General features: G+C 33.1%; 14 protein-coding genes. 1 reads left to right on the top strand and 13 read right to left on the bottom strand.

From position 1 onward, the window contains the following. Positions 1-42: 42 nt before the first annotated feature. The 10 genes from AC3ITQ_RS12965 to ychF form a co-directional block, all read right to left on the bottom strand. Positions 43-2,766 carry a DNA gyrase/topoisomerase IV subunit A gene (locus AC3ITQ_RS12965; protein ID WP_489234637.1) on the bottom strand — a complete coding sequence of 908 codons (2,724 nt, stop codon included), beginning with the start codon at positions 2,764-2,766 and terminating at the stop codon, positions 43-45. Between the two features lie 48 nt (positions 2,767-2,814). Next, entirely contained in the window at positions 2,815-3,414 is a 600-nt protein-coding gene (locus AC3ITQ_RS12960) for a hypothetical protein (RefSeq protein ID WP_489234636.1), read from the bottom strand. A gap of 80 nt (positions 3,415-3,494) precedes the next feature. Beyond that, positions 3,495-5,369 carry a DNA topoisomerase IV subunit B gene (locus tag AC3ITQ_RS12955; RefSeq protein ID WP_489234635.1) on the bottom strand — a complete coding sequence of 625 codons (1,875 nt, stop codon included), beginning with the start codon at positions 5,367-5,369 and terminating at the stop codon, positions 3,495-3,497. 158 nt (positions 5,370-5,527) lie between these two features. Continuing rightward, positions 5,528-6,706: a nicotinate phosphoribosyltransferase gene (pncB, locus tag AC3ITQ_RS12950; RefSeq protein WP_489238937.1), complete on the bottom strand. Its 1,179-nt coding sequence runs from the start codon at positions 6,704-6,706 to the stop codon at positions 5,528-5,530. Positions 6,707-6,796: 90 nt separating this feature from the next. Beyond that, positions 6,797-7,693 (bottom strand): transglutaminase domain-containing protein, encoded by an 897-nt coding sequence (locus tag AC3ITQ_RS12945; protein WP_489234634.1) that lies wholly within the window; start codon positions 7,691-7,693, stop codon positions 6,797-6,799. Between the two features lie 88 nt (positions 7,694-7,781). Next, the gene (locus AC3ITQ_RS12940; RefSeq protein WP_489234633.1) at positions 7,782-8,306 is read right to left on the bottom strand and encodes an NADPH-dependent FMN reductase; all 525 of its coding nucleotides are present in this window, start codon (positions 8,304-8,306) and stop codon (positions 7,782-7,784) included. Continuing rightward, on the bottom strand, positions 8,303-9,262 hold the full coding sequence (locus AC3ITQ_RS12935; protein WP_489234632.1) for a YihY/virulence factor BrkB family protein: 960 nt from the start codon (positions 9,260-9,262) through the stop codon (positions 8,303-8,305). The genes AC3ITQ_RS12940 and AC3ITQ_RS12935 overlap by 4 nt, the downstream gene beginning before the upstream one ends. Positions 9,263-9,368: 106 nt before the next feature. Next, on the bottom strand, positions 9,369-10,046 hold the full coding sequence (locus AC3ITQ_RS12930) for a hypothetical protein (RefSeq protein WP_489234631.1): 678 nt from the start codon (positions 10,044-10,046) through the stop codon (positions 9,369-9,371). Between the two features lie 8 nt (positions 10,047-10,054). Continuing rightward, complete coding sequence (locus tag AC3ITQ_RS12925) at positions 10,055-10,732, bottom strand: TIGR02117 family protein (RefSeq protein ID WP_489234630.1); 678 nt, start codon at positions 10,730-10,732, stop codon at positions 10,055-10,057. Between the two features lie 272 nt (positions 10,733-11,004). Beyond that, complete coding sequence (gene ychF, locus AC3ITQ_RS12920) at positions 11,005-12,099, bottom strand: redox-regulated ATPase YchF (protein ID WP_026982091.1); 1,095 nt, start codon at positions 12,097-12,099, stop codon at positions 11,005-11,007. A 318-nt stretch (positions 12,100-12,417) separates the two neighbouring features. Here ychF and AC3ITQ_RS12915 point away from each other — a divergent pair, with 318 nt between their 5' ends. After that, positions 12,418-15,048, top strand: a complete 2,631-nt coding sequence (locus tag AC3ITQ_RS12915; RefSeq protein ID WP_489234629.1) for a TonB-dependent receptor — start codon at positions 12,418-12,420, stop codon at positions 15,046-15,048. 215 nt (positions 15,049-15,263) lie between these two features. Here AC3ITQ_RS12915 and AC3ITQ_RS12910 read toward each other — a convergent pair whose 3' ends face one another. From AC3ITQ_RS12910 to AC3ITQ_RS12900, 3 genes are all read right to left on the bottom strand, one after another. Beyond that, complete coding sequence (locus AC3ITQ_RS12910) at positions 15,264-16,430, bottom strand: hypothetical protein (RefSeq protein ID WP_489234628.1); 1,167 nt, start codon at positions 16,428-16,430, stop codon at positions 15,264-15,266. 134 nt (positions 16,431-16,564) lie between these two features. After that, positions 16,565-16,996 (bottom strand): hypothetical protein, encoded by a 432-nt coding sequence (locus tag AC3ITQ_RS12905; protein ID WP_489234627.1) that lies wholly within the window; start codon positions 16,994-16,996, stop codon positions 16,565-16,567. Beyond that, positions 16,986-17,336, bottom strand: a complete 351-nt coding sequence (locus AC3ITQ_RS12900; protein ID WP_173972650.1) for a 4Fe-4S dicluster domain-containing protein — start codon at positions 17,334-17,336, stop codon at positions 16,986-16,988. Before AC3ITQ_RS12900 ends, AC3ITQ_RS12905 begins: the two co-directional genes overlap by 11 nt. Positions 17,337-17,446 lie beyond the last annotated feature (110 nt).

Raw genomic sequence — 17,446 nt, 5'->3', positions numbered from 1 at the left:
TTTAAAAAAGCGCTAAGAAATTCTCTTAGCGCTTTTGTTTTATTATTCTAAAACGAGTCCTATTTGTCCATCATCATCTAATTCGGTTTCTACTGAATCATCATCTGAAATTTCTGGTGGTTCTGGGACTTCTTCCACTGGTTCTTCGTATGGTAAAGGTTCTAATAAATTAACTTGTTTTAACTTATCGGCTGTTAATTGATTTCCTAAAGCTTTAAAACCTTTTACGGCTATAAAATCTTCTACATCTATATGTAAATCTTCTTTTTGAACTCCTTTTACTTTGGCAAAAACCAATTGTGCCAACGGACGATAATCTGTCGATACAATTTCTAATTGCGAATTTGGATGATCTGTAATGAAACTTTCTTCTTTTCCTTCACTTTCAACCAAGAAACGTTTTAAGAAATAACGTTCTTTTTCTCCATCATAATAAATTGCCGAAATTGGTTTCTTTGGATTCCATTTTTCCAACACAATCATATCTTCATCAAAGTGAGTCGATAATTCCGGAATTATAACTTTCAGTTTTCCTGTTTGATTGATGATTAAGATTTTATCACTTGGCTTAAATTCTCCAAGCAATTCACCTCTTGCATCAACGTTTAATCGTTTTACAGTATCATCAAACCAAACTTTTCTTGGTAATAAAGTCGAAATTCCTTTCTCTTTTAATTCGATTTTCTTGATTGGATATTTAGTAACTAAATTTCCTTTTGAAGCACGTCCTTTAATGGCCAACTTGGCAAAATCAATATCAAATTTCAACTTTTTGATTGTACCAACCTGACGTAATAAAATGGTAATTACCTCCGCTTCTCCATTTGGATTATGTGAAAAATAAACTACTTGCGAACCAGCCGTTTCATTTGTTAAATCGTATGGCTTATCACGCGTTACACCTGTAACATTGAAACGTTTAATATACGAAGGACCTGATTTACCATCACGATAAATCATATTGTAAATCGTACGCTTATCGCTCTTATCGAAAATCGCAACGTGTATAATATCTTTGCCTACAAATGTCTTGGCGTCGACTTTAGTAATAATCATTTTACCATCTCGCAAGAACACAATTACATCATCAATATCAGAACAGTCGGTAAGATATTCATCTTTTTTCAAGCTGGTTCCTACGAAACCTTCTTCGCGATTTACGTAAAGTTTTGTATTTCTTAAAACTACTTTTGTAGCCTCAACATTATCAAAAACACGAAGTTCTGTCTGACGTTCACGACCTTTTCCGTATTTCTCTTTTAATTTTGTGAAATAAGCAATAGCAAAATCTGTTAGATTCGCCAAATTATGCTCGACTTCTTTCATTTCCTCTTCTAATTTCGAAATAAAATCATCTGCTTTGTCAGAGTCAAAACGAGTGATACGAATCATCGGAATCTGAGTCAATCTTTGTAAATCATCGTCGTTGATTTCTCTGACAAATGATTTTTTGAAAGGCTCAAATCGGTCGTATAAATATTTATAAAGTGACTCTCTATCAGAATACAATTTGAAATCAATGTACATTTCTTCACGAATGAAGATTTTCTCTAAAGTCGAAAAATGCCATTTATTTTTTAATTCTTCTAACTGAATTTCTAATTCCTGACGAAGCAAATCAACTGTTCTGTGCGTCGAAATTTTCAACATCTCAGAAACCCCAATAAATAATGGCTTATTATCTTCAATAACACAACCTAAAGGCGCTACAGATGTCTCACAAGCCGTAAAAGCAAATAATGCATCAATTGTTTTATCTGGAGAAACTCCCGGAAATAAATGAATTAAAATCTCTACGTCAGCCGCAGTATTGTCTTCAATTTTCTTGATTTTGATTTTACCTTTATCATTGGCTTTCAAAATACTGTCAATTAAAGTCGTTGTATTGGTCGAAAACGGAATTTGCGTTATCACCAGTGTATTTTTATCTAATTGTGCAATTTTAGCACGGACACGTACACGTCCGCCACGAAGTCCGTCATTATAATTTGACACATCGGCAATACCTTGTGTCATGAAATCAGGATACAATGTAAAAGGTTTTCCTTTTAAAATTTTAACAGAAGCATCTATTAATTCATTGAAATTATGTGGTAAAACTTTAGTCGAAAGTCCAACTGCAATACCTTCTGCTCCTTGTGCTAACAGCAATGGAAACTTTACAGGAAGATTGTTAGGTTCTGCGCGACGACCATCATAAGAAACTCCCCAATCGGTGATTTTTGGCGAATATAAAACCTCTAAAGCAAATTTAGATAACCGTGCCTCGATATAACGGGAAGCTGCCGCTCCATCGCCTGTTAAGATATTTCCCCAGTTTCCCTGGCAGTCAATTAATAAATCTTTTTGACCTATTTGTACCATGGCATCACCAATACTCGCATCTCCGTGTGGGTGATACTGCATGGTGTGACCTACTACATTGGCAACTTTATTATAACGACCATCATCCAATTCTTTTAAAGAGTGCATAATACGACGCTGAACCGGTTTAAAACCATCTTCGATCGCCGGAACTGCACGTTCCAGAATTACATACGAAGCATAATCCAAAAACCAGTCTTTGTACATACCGGTTACCTTTGTAATTACGTCTTCGCCTTCTTCTTCCTGATTTTCGTAAAAATGCTGTCCCTCAAAATGTTTAGCATCTACATTGATAATTTCTTCAGATTCATCTCCTTCTTGATTTTCATCAATCGGATTTTCATCTGAATTATTTTCGTCGTCGTTTGGAATTATATTATCGTCTTCTTCGTCTTTCATTTTATATGCTGAATTATTTCAGTATTTATATGTATAACTTTATATTATTTAGTCAACTATTTTCTTCTTTGCTTTTAAGCTATCTAAAAATAATATTTCTTTTTTCTCCAATTCTTCGGTATCAACAAAATATTTGATTCCTTCTTTTTTCAAAAAAACTTTTAAATCATCTTTACAATAATCCCAATTTTCTTTCAAATTATTTGAGCTGCTTGATGTTCCACATGTAAAACAAAGTTCAATATGAGCAATTATTTTATTTTTGTTATTATAAAAAAGTATCAAATTTCTGGGCATATAGCATGAAGAATATGGGGCAACATCCCCTTCATTTTTACAATGATTTTTTATTAAATCAAATAATTCTTTGATTTTTGGCTTCTTCAATAATGTTATTTTCTCATTAATCATTGAAGTATCAAAATCAATTTTATTGTTTCTAATAATTTCTTCCCTATGCCTCAGTGTATCCCAAGATAATCTGTCTGGATAAGAAAATATTTCTACCTTTTGAATTTGTTCAAGCTCGAAATCAATATTATCCGAATAATCTATTATTTGGTCAACTTCAACATTTCCCTCAGAATCTTTATTCTTATTACACGAAATTAAACCTAACATTATGATCAAAAACAGTATTCTCTTCATATAGTTATTCAATTTCTAATTATAAAAGCATAAATTTCAAAAACCGCAATCAGAGGATGCGTTTTTTTAATGTTAATTTTTTAAATAACAACATCCTCAACCGCATCCAATTCCACCTTCAAATTCTTTATAATAAACTCTTGTCTATCCGGCGTATTTTTCCCCATATAAAAAGACAATAGCTGCTCGATTGAAGTGTTTTTATCCATCATAATTGGGTCAAGGCGAATCGTTTCTCCAATAAAATTCTTGAACTCATCTGGCGAAATCTCTCCCAAACCTTTAAATCGGGTAATTTCTGGTTTTGGTTTTAGTTTTTCGATCGCATCTTTTCTTTCTTCTTCAGAATAACAATAAATGGTTTCTTTTTTGTTTCGAACCCTGAAAAGTGGCGTTTGTAAAATATACAAATGCCCTTCTTTAATTAATTCCGGGAAAAATTGCAAAAAGAATGTAATTAACAACAAACGAATGTGCATACCATCGACATCGGCATCGGTTGCGATTACGATGTTATTATATCTTAATTTTTCTAAACCATCTTCTATATCTAAAGCGGCTTGAAGTAAATTAAATTCTTCGTTTTCATATACGATTTTCTTCGTCATTCCGTAGGAATTCAAAGGCTTACCGCGCAAACTAAAAACGGCTTGTGTATTTACGTCACGCGACTTTGTAATCGATCCGGAAGCCGAATCTCCCTCGGTAATAAAAAGGGTACTTTCTAAGTTTCTGGGATTCTTAGTATCTGGAAGATGCGCACGGCAATCTCTTAGTTTTTTATTGTGAAGATTGGCTTTTTTAGCACGATCTGTTGCCAGTTTTCTAATTCCTGATAATTCTTTACGCTCTCTTTCAGCCTGTAGAATTTTTCGCAATAAAGCTTCAGCAGTCTGCGGATTTTTATGTAAATAATTGTCTAGTTTATTTTTTACAAAATCATTTACAAAAGTACGGACTGAAACTGCTGGTGTTCCATCATCTGACCCCATATCCGTAGAACCCAGTTTTGTTTTGGTCTGAGATTCAAAAACCGGTTCCATTACTTTAATACTGATTGCGCTCACGATCGATTTACGAACGTCTGATGCCTCAAAATTTTTGTTATAAAACTCACGAATGGTTTTTACAAGCGCTTCTCTGTAAGCAGCTAAGTGCGTTCCGCCTTGTGTCGTATTTTGTCCGTTTACAAAAGAGTGATATTCTTCGCTGTATTGTGTTTTACTGTGCGTTAAAGCGATTTCAATATCATGATCTTTCAGGTGAATGATTGGATATTCTAAATCTTCTTCGCTGATGGTTTCTTCTAATAAATCACGAAGACCATTTTCAGAAATATACTTTTCTCCATTAAAAATAATTGTTAAACCATTGTTTAAGTAACAATAATTTTTAACCATTTTAATGACATATTCCATACGGAATTTATAGTTTTTGAAAATAGTTTCGTCTGGCGTAAAAGTTACTTTTGTTCCTTTTCGCTTTGTCGTTTCGATTACATCTTCTTCTAAAACTAAATTTCCACCTGAAAATTCAGCTGCTTTTTGTTTATCATCACGAACTGATTCTACACGAAAATAATTGGACAAAGCATTTACCGCCTTTGTTCCGACACCGTTCAAACCAACTGATTTCTGGAAAGCTTTAGAATCGTACTTTCCACCCGTGTTCATTTTAGAAACTACATCGACTACTTTTCCTAACGGTATTCCACGTCCGTAATCACGAACCGAAACCGTTTTGTCTTTGATAGTCACTTCAATAGTTTTCCCTGAGCCCATTACGAACTCATCGATACAGTTGTCTAAAACCTCTTTTAAAAGAATATAAATACCGTCATCCGGTGAAGATCCATCTCCCAATTTCCCGATATACATTCCAGGACGCATACGAATATGTTCCTTCCAATCGAGTGATCGTATATTATCTTCGTTATATTGATTTTGCTCTAGCATAAATGAATTGGATTTTTGGCTAATGTACCATTTCTACACAAAAAATAAAAGCGTATTTATTTTTTGTTATGAATAATAACAGCTTTGAATTCTATTTAAATTGATTTTAAAAAAATACAAGCTTTAAAAGTAGAAAAAATCAGTTCTAAAACAAAAAATTACGACTTGATTCCGAGTACTTCTTTTGCCAAAGCAATCATTTCGGGAGTTCCCGTATTTTTGTTTTTTTCATCAGAGAGTTTTACAACGCCTTGCCAATGTGTATTATCTGGTTTTGTATCGGTTAATTTAATAACCATATTCATAGAAGGAAGTCCCACATCATTGGTAAAATTGGTTCCGATGCCAAATGACATTTTGATTTTGTCTTTACAGAAATCAGCTATCGTTTTTACTTTTTCAAAATTTAGCGAATCTGAAAAAACAATAATCTTAGATTTTGGATCTATTCCCATTTTCGTATAGTGCATGATCACTTTTTGGGCAAATTCAATCGGATCGCCGCTATCATGTCGCACGCCGTCAAAAAGTTTGGAATATTTTTTATCAAATTGATTGAAGAAAATTTCAGTCGTGTAAGTATCTGTCAGCGCGATTCCGAGGTCGCCGCCGTACACTTGCGTCCAATGTTCCAGGCTCATTAAATTTGCCATTTTAAAACCATATTGCGCCGCATGAAACATAAACCATTCGTGTGCGTGTGTACCTAAAGGTCTTTTATTATTGACCATGGCAAAATGTACATTGCTTGTACCAATAAAACTTTGGGAGCCATAAGTATTTAAAGTTTCGTTCACCAAAACATGGACATCATAAGAATGGCGGCGTCTTGTGCCGAATTCTAAAATAGAAACTCCAATTTTATTATAATTGTCAATTTTGTTTTTCGTCAGTTCTTTTATCGCTTCATCATTCAAACGAATTAAATGATTTGATTTATAAAAAAGTTCAGAAATTAAGGCCATTAAAGGTACTTCCCATAAAATTGTTCGGTACCAAAAACCTTCTATTGTGACTTTTATTTCAGAACCTTCCTGCGAAATATGAACTTCAGACGGATCATAACTATATCCTTGCAAAAAATCTAAATAAGTGGGATCGAGATAAGGACAATGATGTGATAAATAATGTTTTTCGTCTTTTGTTAATCGTAAATCGGCCATTGCATCTACCGATTTCCGAAGTAAATCTGAAAAACCAGCTGGAAAAATGTGTTTACCACGATTAATGAAACCATAACGAACCTTTGCCTTAGGAAAAAGCCTGATTACAGCATGCTGCATCGTAAATTTATAGAAATCATTATCTAAGATTGATTTCAAAAAAGTTGTTTCCATAAGCCAGTTCTCTTTCATTTTTCAGTGAATGCTAATATACGCCAATTTCACAAAATAATAAAATTGTCTGAGCAAAGATGTGAAGACGATTTATTTCGAAACTACTTTAAAAGAAGCAATACTATTGGTATCCAGAAAAAATGTGATATAATCTCCTATCGTATTGTCAAACGTAATTTGAAATTCCAAACCTCCTCTTTTTTCTTTTGCATTCACAACTCTAACAGCCTGATTTCTTTTGTTCAAATAAAAAAACTGACTAGATTTTGAAATATTTTTTATCTGAAATGTGATTTTCTGACCTTTATTAACTTCAATAATTCCAGATTCAGGAGCAATAATTTTATTATCTCCGGCTATTGTTTTATTATAAATTAAAGGTCCGTCTAGAAAATCATCTTTACTTAATCTATGGCCTAAATAAGAGCCAGAATCCGGAAAATGTTTTGCAAAAAAGTAATCGGGTTCCGTATCGAAATAAGCAGGTTCAAAATCTTTTACCATTCTGCCTTTAGAATTATCATAATAACCTTGCCCCCAGGTAACGTCAACCAAACGCCATTTCCCATCAATTAAAACGGTATTCCAGGCATGATTTGAGGTGGTGTTTTTTCGCCCAATGTCTGCCAGTCTGATTTTGGAATCGCCACGAATAATTTCCGCTTTTATTCCAACTAAGGCTGCCAAATGCTGGTATAAAAGTGTGAACCCTTCGCATACAGCTTTCTGAGATTTGAATGTTTTTTGAAGCATATTATCATTCAATTCTTGTATTTTTCTCTGCTTTTCAGCCTCATTGCGATAAGAAAAGCTTTGTGTTCTTGGAGGATTTAGGTAAGCATTAAAATCATATTTAATATTGAAGGCTATCCAACTGTAAATAGCCCTCGCTTTGTCATAATCTGAATTAAAATCTTTATCGATTCTCTGCGCTAGTTCTTCTGTGGAATCAAAACTTTTTGGATACTTTAAAACAGCCTTATCCACAGCGCTATATTTTTGCGCGTGAGAATACTGGAGGAAAAATAAACTCAAAAAAAGGAACAGAAAAAAAATCTTTTTTATTTTCATGGGATTAGAAACATTCTTTAATAAGGTTTCTGAGTTCTTTATCTAACTCAGCATTTGTGATTTTATTTTGATTTAAATCAAAATTGGCATTAAACGCAGGCAATGAAAAAGTCGCTTTTATATCTGCGCCATATCGCGGCAAAGCGTTACGTCCGATTTCTAAAACAGAAGCACCTCCTCTTGAGCCCGGTGAAGTCGCTAATAACAACATAGGCTTTTGCTGGAAAACTTCTTTCGCAATTCGGGAGCACCAATCGAATAGATTTTTGAATGCTGCCGAATAGTTATTGTTATTCTCTGCCAGAGAAACTACTAAAATATCTGCACTTCCCAGTTTAGCAAGAAATGCTTTTGCAAGATCGTGCTGTCCCACTTCTTTTTCAAGATCAACGCTGAATAATGGCATTGCAAAATCATTTAAATCCAATACTTCAACTTCTGCATTTTCAAATAAACCTGCTGCGTATGTTGCCAAATGTTTATTGATTGACTGCGTACTGTTACTTCCTCCAAAGGCTATTATTTTCATGGTTTCTCTTTTTGTAATGTTACTTCTATTGGTTCTTTTTTTGGTTTGTCGATTTCATAAATCTCTTTAGCAATTTCGACTGAATATTCGTTTGGATAGATTTTCCCTCCGTAAGATTTTGCGTAAACTTTTGTAAATTCTGCTCCAAAATACAGAATTATTGCCGAATAATAGACCCAAACCAAAATAATAATTACAGATCCCGCTGCACCATAAACCGAGGCAACCGTGGAGCTTCCTAAATAAAAGCCGATGGCAAACTTACCAATCATAAAAAGGAGAGCTGTAACTCCTGATCCTATAAAAGCATCCTTCCATCTTATTTTCCCATCAGGCAATGTTCTAAAAATAATCGCAAAGAGAGTTGTAATACTCGCTAGCACAATAACTATATTAACCACATAAAATAAATAAACGGTACTCTCCGGAAAATATACTTTTAAGCGCGAACTAAGCAAGTCTAAAGTTGTACTTATAAAAAGACTGACCAGCATTAAAAATCCAACCGAAGCAATCATAGAAAATGACATTAAACGATTTTGAATAAATTTCTTAACCCCTTTATCTGGTTTTGCACGTAATCCCCAAATAAAATTTATAGAACTTTGTATTTCTGCAAAAACTCCAGACGCTCCAATTAATAGCATAACAACTCCGAATACGGTTGCAAAAACATTATCACCTGATAATTGCACATTTTTTATCGCTTCCTGAATCTGACTCGCCGCGCCGTTGCCTACCAAGCCATTAATTTGCCCGTACAATTCTCCTGTCACAGCTTCTTCTCCAAAAAAGAAACCACAAATTGTAATGATAATAATTAATAAAGGCGGTAGCGCAAATATGGTATAATAAGCCAATGCAGCACTTAGCTTAATAGCATTATCATCGTTAAATTCTAAAAAGGTATTTTTTAGAAGAAACCAAGACTTGGCGAATATGTTTTTAATTCTCATTTACTATATTTTTGATATTCCCTCAAATTTAAGAATTAGTCAAAAATTTTGAATTGTTGCTTTTTGAGCAAATCTTATATTTTTACCATGTTGTTTTTACTCACTTTCATTTTGAAACTTTTGTATATTCGCGATCTACGCCCAAGTTTTTAATTTTTAATATACTTTTGAACTCTTTTCTTGTTGGCTTCATCAAATAGGAAAGCGAATCTAACATTTTCCCTTTTATGGCCGTAACAGAGTCTAATTTCAGCAAGTCTTCTGGTTGATATATGCTCTTAAATCTAAGAACATTGTTTTCTAATGAAACTATTTCAGTCTCCCAAAAAATAGAATCCCTTGTACTTATAACCAAATTTCCGTCAATACGTTTTGCCTTTTGATTATATGATAATCTATATAATACGTCCGTATTTTTTTGAGACAATTCTATAGAATCACCGACTACTTTTATATCAAATTTCTCTTTAGTGTCCTTGGTAATTAATTTTCCATCAACAAGATTATATTCAGATTTTAAAGAATCCATTTTTTTTCTGTGAACCTTAAATTTATAAAAATATTCCCTTAAAATTCTGTCATCATCAATTCTTAAAAAAGTAGAATCTTGAGTCATATACAATCCTTTAAATTTAGAAGGAAAAATATTCAATTCAGAATCATTAATAGGCTGAGGGCTCTCAAAATAAAATGAAAAACTTCCATAAGGTTCGGCTGCTGCTTCTGCTTTTTTACAGGAATTTGATATCATTATTACAATCAGAATTATAAATATCTTTTTCATAGCCGTTCTTATTGATAATGACAAAAAATCCCTTTATCATAAACCGTCCATAAACTTGCTTTTTGATTTGCGGCTTTCAGAGCGCTATTTGCCCAAGTATTGCAAGTATAAAAAAGACTATAACTTCCTTTTGCTTCATAAAAAGCATCTTTTTTACCGTAGCTGTAACCTTGAATCCATTCTGGTCTTGTTGGATTATTGAAGCTTTCAGAAATATAAGAAACTAGTTTTTGATAGTTTTCCTTTGAAATCAGAATGCGTTTGCAATTTTCGTTTTCTGCAAGTCCTTTGTAGAATGACGTATGCATTGCTGATGAACTTACTCCAAAGATTGCTTTTAAAGCTGTACTGGCTTTTAAATCGGACCATTCTGGTGTATGCAAATAAAAACCTTTATCGCCCCAACCGAAAGCTATTAATGTTGCCAATGAATCTTTGGATTGTGTCTGGCTGAATTGTATTTCTTTTCGCCAATCTTTAATTTCATTTGCAACCGGAACAACAATATCTGTATGAACTCCGTTGGAGAGAATGTAAATCGGAATTGCTTCTTTTTCATCCACTTGTGCAATATCTGAGTTTACTGTAATTTTTGAAATCAGATACATGGAAATTAAATAAAGAATAAGGAAAGTAATAATTCCGAGCATTGTCCAGCCGAGAAATTTGAAAGATTTTTTAAGCATATTGGTTGGTTGTTTTTGGATTAATAAATTAGGTTATTTTGTTGTAACCAATTTTTGAGCCAAAAATTAATTCAGGAAAAATATTGAAGAGTAAAGCAGAGAAATGGCACGCGGATGAGACGGATTCGCTAAAGCGAAAACACGGATTTAGACGGATTTTTTATTTTATTTTCTCTCGCAGATTTAGCAGATTTTTTAAAACAAAAAAAACTGCTGAATTTCTCCAGCAGTTTTAGTCTATTTTCTTTATTCTTTATTCTATTCTCTAAAATCTATACGTTAAAACGGAAGTGCATTACATCACCATCCTTAACAATATATTCTTTTCCTTCCACTTTGAATTTTCCTGCTTCTTTTGCTTTTGCTTCAGAACCATATTGAACGTAATCTTCATATGAGATAACTTCTGCACGGATGAAACCTTTTTCGAAATCAGTGTGGATAACTCCAGCCGCCTGAGGCGCAGTTGCTCCAATGTTGATGGTCCAGGCACGAACTTCTTTTACACCAGCAGTAAAATACGTCTGTTGTTTTAATAATTTGTAAGCTGCACGAATTAAAACTGATGCTCCAGGCTCAGTTAATCCCATATCTTCAAGGAAAACCTGACGCTCTTCATAGCTTTCTAATTCTGTAATATCAGCCTCTGCTCCTACTGAAAGGATAATTACTTCAGCATCTTCGTCTTTAACTAATTCACGAACCTGATCTACATATTTGTTTCCGTTTACTGCTGAATTTTCATCAACATTACAAACGTATAATACTGGCTTAGCAGTAATTAACTGGAAAGATTCCATTAAAACTTCTTCGTCATTACCTTGAGGAGTAATAGTACGAGCTGATTTCGCTTGTAATAATGCCTCTCTGATTCTGTCTAAAAGTGCTTTCTCCGTTTGCGCTTCTTTATTTCCGGTTTTAGCAGCACGATTTACTTTCTCTAAACGTTTTTCAACCGTTTCTAAATCTTTTAGCTGTAATTCGATATCGATTGTTTCTTTGTCACGAATGGGGTTTACATTTCCGTCAACGTGAACGATATTGTCATTATCAAAACAACGCAAAACGTGAATGATAGCGTTACACTCTCTAATGTTTCCTAAAAACTGGTTTCCAAGACCTTCACCTTTACTTGCTCCTTTTACCAAACCTGCGATATCAACGATATCAACTGTTGCCATTTGTACGCGTTCTGGTTTTACTAATTCTTCTAATTTGTTGATTCTTGGATCCGGAACGTTTACAACACCAATATTAGGTTCGATTGTACAAAACGGAAAGTTTGCACTTTGCGCTTTTGCATTAGATAAACAATTAAATAATGTTGATTTTCCAACATTTGGTAATCCTACAATTCCTGCTTTCATCTGTTGTTTCTGTTTATTTTTATTTTGATCCTGAAGTTCTCAGGGTTACAGTGATACTACTCTTCTTTAAATTATAAAAGAGTCGTTTTTACTGACTTATATTTTGTATCTCATTTTTTGTTTCTGCCAAAATGATATTTTTTGGCTTTAAAATTTTGCAAATATAAGATTTAATAGCTCGTAAGTGAAGTAAAAATGACGATTAATGTATTTTAAAACATCTTCTTAAAAAAAATTAAACTTTTTATTAAGTTTTTGTTAAAAAATACTACTTTTATCAAATAACAAACAAACAATAAACCAAAATTAAACCAAACCATGAAAAAGATTGTATTATTATTATTTCTACTAAATACGGCATTTCTTTTTGCTCAAAAAGAAATATCGGGAGTTGTAAAAGATAAAACGGGAACTCCACTGCCAGGTGTCAATATTGTCGAAAAAGGAACTACAAATGGAGTTTCTACAGATTTTGAAGGGGGATTTAAAATAAAAGTAAAAGAAGGCGCAAAATTGGTTTTTAGTTACGTTGGATTTTCGAATGTCGAAAAAACAGCAACAGATAAAATGGAAATCAATCTGGACGAAAGCGGCGGACAGGTTTTAAATGATGTTGTCGTTGTGGGTTCGAGAAATACTAAAAGAACTGTTGTAAATTCTGCTGTTCCAATTGATGTTATAAATGTAAAAGATGTTACAACACAAAGTGGAAAATTAGAAATCAACGAGCTTTTACAATATGTCGCCCCATCGTTTAATGCCAACAAACAATCTGGTTCTGATGGAGCCGATCACGTTGACCCTGCTTCATTAAGAGGTATGGGACCTGATCAGACTTTAGTTTTGATCAACGGAAAAAGAAGACACCAATCTTCTTTAATCAATTTATTTGGAACACGTGGACGTGGAAATACAGGAACCGATTTGAATGCGATTCCAGCGGCTTCTATTAAAAGAATTGAAATTTTGAGAGATGGTGCTGCCGCACAATACGGTTCTGATGCTATTGCAGGGGTTATTAATATTGTAACTAATGACAACGTAAATGAACTTACAGGTTCTATAACTTATGGCGTTTTCAATACCAATGCAAAAGGCGATTTCTTACCGGGCACTCCAAATACAAAAGGATTTAGATTAGATCAGGATGGTAACGGAAATTCTTACGGAAAAGACCAGGATTTTGACGGAGGGTCTGTAAAAATAGCAGCCAATTACGGTACATCAATTGGAAGTAAAGGTGGTTATGTAAACGTTACCGGTGAGTTTTTAAACAAAAACAAAACTTTAAGACCTAGCTATGATTTTAGAAAAGGTTTTGGTGATGCTGAAATTCAAGGTGTGAACTTATTTGCTAATATAGCTATTCCGATTTCTGATAAAACAGAATTTTATGCTTTTGGCGGCAGTAACTTTAGAAATACCGACGCCTACGCCTTTACAAGAAATGACGGAGAGAGAGTTGTAGAAGAAATTTACCCAGGTGGTTATACACCAAGAATTACCTCAAAAATAAATGACAATTCGATTGCAGCCGGAATTAGAACAGAAACTTCTGGCGGATGGAAATTAGATTTTAGCAATACTTTAGGGCAAAATAAATTTCAATACGATATTAAAGGAACTTTAAATGCGTCTCTTGAAGAAAATTCTCCAACAGAATTTGATGCAGGAGGACATAGTTTATTGCAAAATACAACCAATTTTGACGTTTCAAAAAACTATACTGATGTAATGAGCGGTTTTAATATCGCTTTTGGAACAGAATTTAGAGTAGAGCAATTCAAAATATTTGCAGGTGAAGAAGGTTCCTACACTACTTACGACACTAACGGGCAGCCAATTACAGACCCAACAACTCAAAGTGCCCCAATTGATCCTATTTCTGGAGAGCCAAGACCTGGAAGCTCTCAGGGTTTCCCTGGATACAGCCCTGCAAATGAGGTAAACGAAAGCCGTAATAACTTCTCTTTATATACAGACGCAGAGCTAGATGTTACTGAAGGTTTTATGGTAAGTGGAGCTGTTCGTTTTGAAAACTACAGCGATTTTGGAAGTACTTTAAACGGAAAATTAGCTTCAAGAGTTAAACTTAGTGACCAAATTAACGCTAGAGGATCTATCAGTACTGGCTTCCGTGCACCTTCATTAGCTCAAATTTATTATAATTTACGTTTCACCAACTTTAATGCAAGTGGTGCAACTGAAGTGCTTTTAGCTCCAAACGACAGTCCTGTAACAAGAGCTTTTGGAATTGAAAAATTAAACGAAGAAAAAGCAGTAAATGCTTCTTTGGGTTTAACTGGTACTTTTGGAGATTTTACAGCAACTGTTGATGGCTATTACATTAAAGTAAAAGATCGTATCGTTCTTACAGGATATTTTGATGCGAGCAGTTTAAATCTTGGTGTTTCTGAAGCTCAATTTTTTGCCAATGGTGTTGATACTAGTACACATGGTTTAGATTTAGTTTTCTCATGGAAAAAAACATATGATTTTGGAAATATTGGAGCAACTTTAGTTGGAAACATCAATGATATGAAAATCGATGAAGTTAAAAATGGTAATTTAGATGCAGATACTTTCTTTGGAAAACGTGAAAAAGCATTCTTATTAGCTTCTGCTCCTGACAGCAAATTTGGTTTAAACCTGACTTACTCGAAAAACAAATTTGATGGAGGCTTAGCTTTTACTCGTTTCAGCAAAGTAGTTTTGGTTGATTATGCTGATGAGGATGATGTTTACAACCCAAGATTGGTAACTGATTTAACATTAGGTTACAGAATTAACAAAAATCTAAAATTGAGTATTGGTAGCAATAACTTATTCAACGTATATCCAACGAAACAAGATGAACAAGGTAATACAGAAGCCGGAGGTTACTGGGATGCCGTTCAAATGGGTTTCAGCGGTGCTTATTACTACGCTAGACTTGGATTTAATTTCTAATCAAAATTTTAAAACACATAGAATCGTAGATCTTCTCTCTTTTATCGAATTAGTATAGGTAAGAACTTATTTCGCATAGTTCTATTCTATGATTTAAAAGTGAAATGCGTTCTTTAGATCGCTAATCTATTCTTCTATGTGTTTCGAAAAAAACTATAAAAACAAAAAAATCCTGAGTGTTGAACTCAGGATTTTTTATTGTTTTCTTTAAAAATTTACAGCTTAAATTCTAATGAAGATATAATTCCTTTTTCTTCCTCAGTAGCAGTAAATCCAGATATATCCCAATACTTGGTTAAAATTTTATTCTGTTTATTAAAAAGAGTTTTCTCTTTAAAAACATCACTTTCTTTATAAGTAAAATTTTGTCTATTGAAATTGGTTGTGATAAAATTATTCCGAACCTGAATATTTTTTTTGGCCTGATCTTTTAAAATCAGATCATATGCGATTTCTTCATTCGCACTCAGTAAATAATAATCTTCGCCATCAATTCTATAAGTTACCTTAACTTGTGATCTGGTAATATTCTTTGACCCCACTTTTGTTTGTTCTTCAATTTGGGCAAGATTTCCGGGTGCAATAAGAATACTAAATTCTACAATTAACTTTTTTACAGGATCATAAATAATCTCAAAAGTATCCAAAGCTCTTTTAGATTTATCCAAAGGCGTAACCGACGTTATATAATAATCTTTATTATTTGGATGTCCTTTTGTTGTGAACTCGTATTCTTTCTTTGTTTTTGAATCAAGAAGAGGATCAAAATATTTTAAATTTGAATAATTCTCCATGATATTATTCAAATTATATCCCATTAAATCGGCACTAACATCTGTTTCCAACAATCCGTAAGACCTATTTTGTTCTACTAATAAGGTTGTAGTTGCCTTTTTTTGGCTTCCTTCAAATTGAAAATTTACCAATCCGTCATTATAATAAGAGTATTTATTATCTAACATAAAAAACTCTCTTACATATACTTTTAATCTATAAGCACTAGCTAGTTTTTCCCTTGAATTAGAAACAATTTTTTGAAGATTTTTTTCCGGTTTTTCTTTTGAAACAACAATTTCCTCTAGTTTATTGTTGTTATTTTTAAGATAAACTACAAATAGATCTGGTTTTAAGGGCCCCCAACGAAGTGTCACTGTTTCATAGTTGGTCTCCGAAACCTGAAGACTAGAGGCGCCGTTCAATTCAAAAGTTACCTTTCCGTCCTGATTACTTATTAATGTCTGTTTCGTTTTCATGATAAACACTATTGCATTTTCTATCGGTAATTGTGTTTCAATATCTTTTATGACAATAGAATATTCCGCTTTTTGAGCAAAAGCAGTAGTGTTAACGAAAATAATTAATAATAGTAGTAATCCTCTCATAGGCAATTCTTAAAATATTATCATCAAATTAACAAAATAAATAATTAAGTAACAGTAAACTACCTCAAAAAAATCAAAAAAAACTTATATTAATAAATAAAAAAAAATCCTGAGTAACTAAACTCAGGATTTTGTTATATAAAATTTTTAATAAACCCTAAAATAAACAGGAAAGCAAACAAGAACAGTATTAATTCATTAAAGTCAATCCAATAATAAAATAGGCTATAAATTTTCGTTTCGTAATTGTTATCCTTATCTTCTAAAACTTTTATTTTTTCGTTTACTTCAAAATTAGTTACTAATCTTAAATCTCCTTGATCACATTTTATTGTATCATTATTTTTGTAATATTCAATTTCAGGAATTTCTCGTCCAATTAATACTGAACCGCGAGCACCTGTAGAGTGACTTTTAACTACTTTATATAATCCAGTTACTTTTCCATCATAAAAATAATAATTATCAAGATTAGTAACCTTCAAATAAATAAACACAATATAGACAAGAAGGAAAGCGATAGTTTTGGCATTATTCCTAATAAACGCTTTACGTTTATTCACCATGTAAAAACGCTTGTCTATTCAACAAGGTTTCTTCATCTTCTACGTGATTATCATCTGGCACACAACAATCCACAGGACATACTGCAGCACATTGAGGTTCGTCATGGAAACCCTTACACTCTGTACATTTTCCAGGTACAATGTAATACACTTCGTCAGAAATTGGAGTTTGAGCATCTTCTGCATCCACTTCAGTTCCGTCAGGTAAAATCACTTTTCCTTTAAGACTAGTTCCATCTTTGTATCTCCAATCATCAGCACCTTCATAAATTGCTGTATTTGGGCACTCTGGTTCACAAGCCCCACAATTGATGCATTCGTCTGTTATAATTATTGCCATTTTTTTCTTAGTTACGAGTTAAAAGTTACAAGTTCAGAAATAATAATGCGAAGATTTTATTCTGCTTTGTCTTATAACTTAATATAGCTTATTTTTGTGCAAAATTACAA

It is taken from the genome of Flavobacterium sp. KH_001 (genome assembly GCF_057840745.1).
This window is presented reverse-complemented; position numbering and strand designations above follow the sequence as displayed.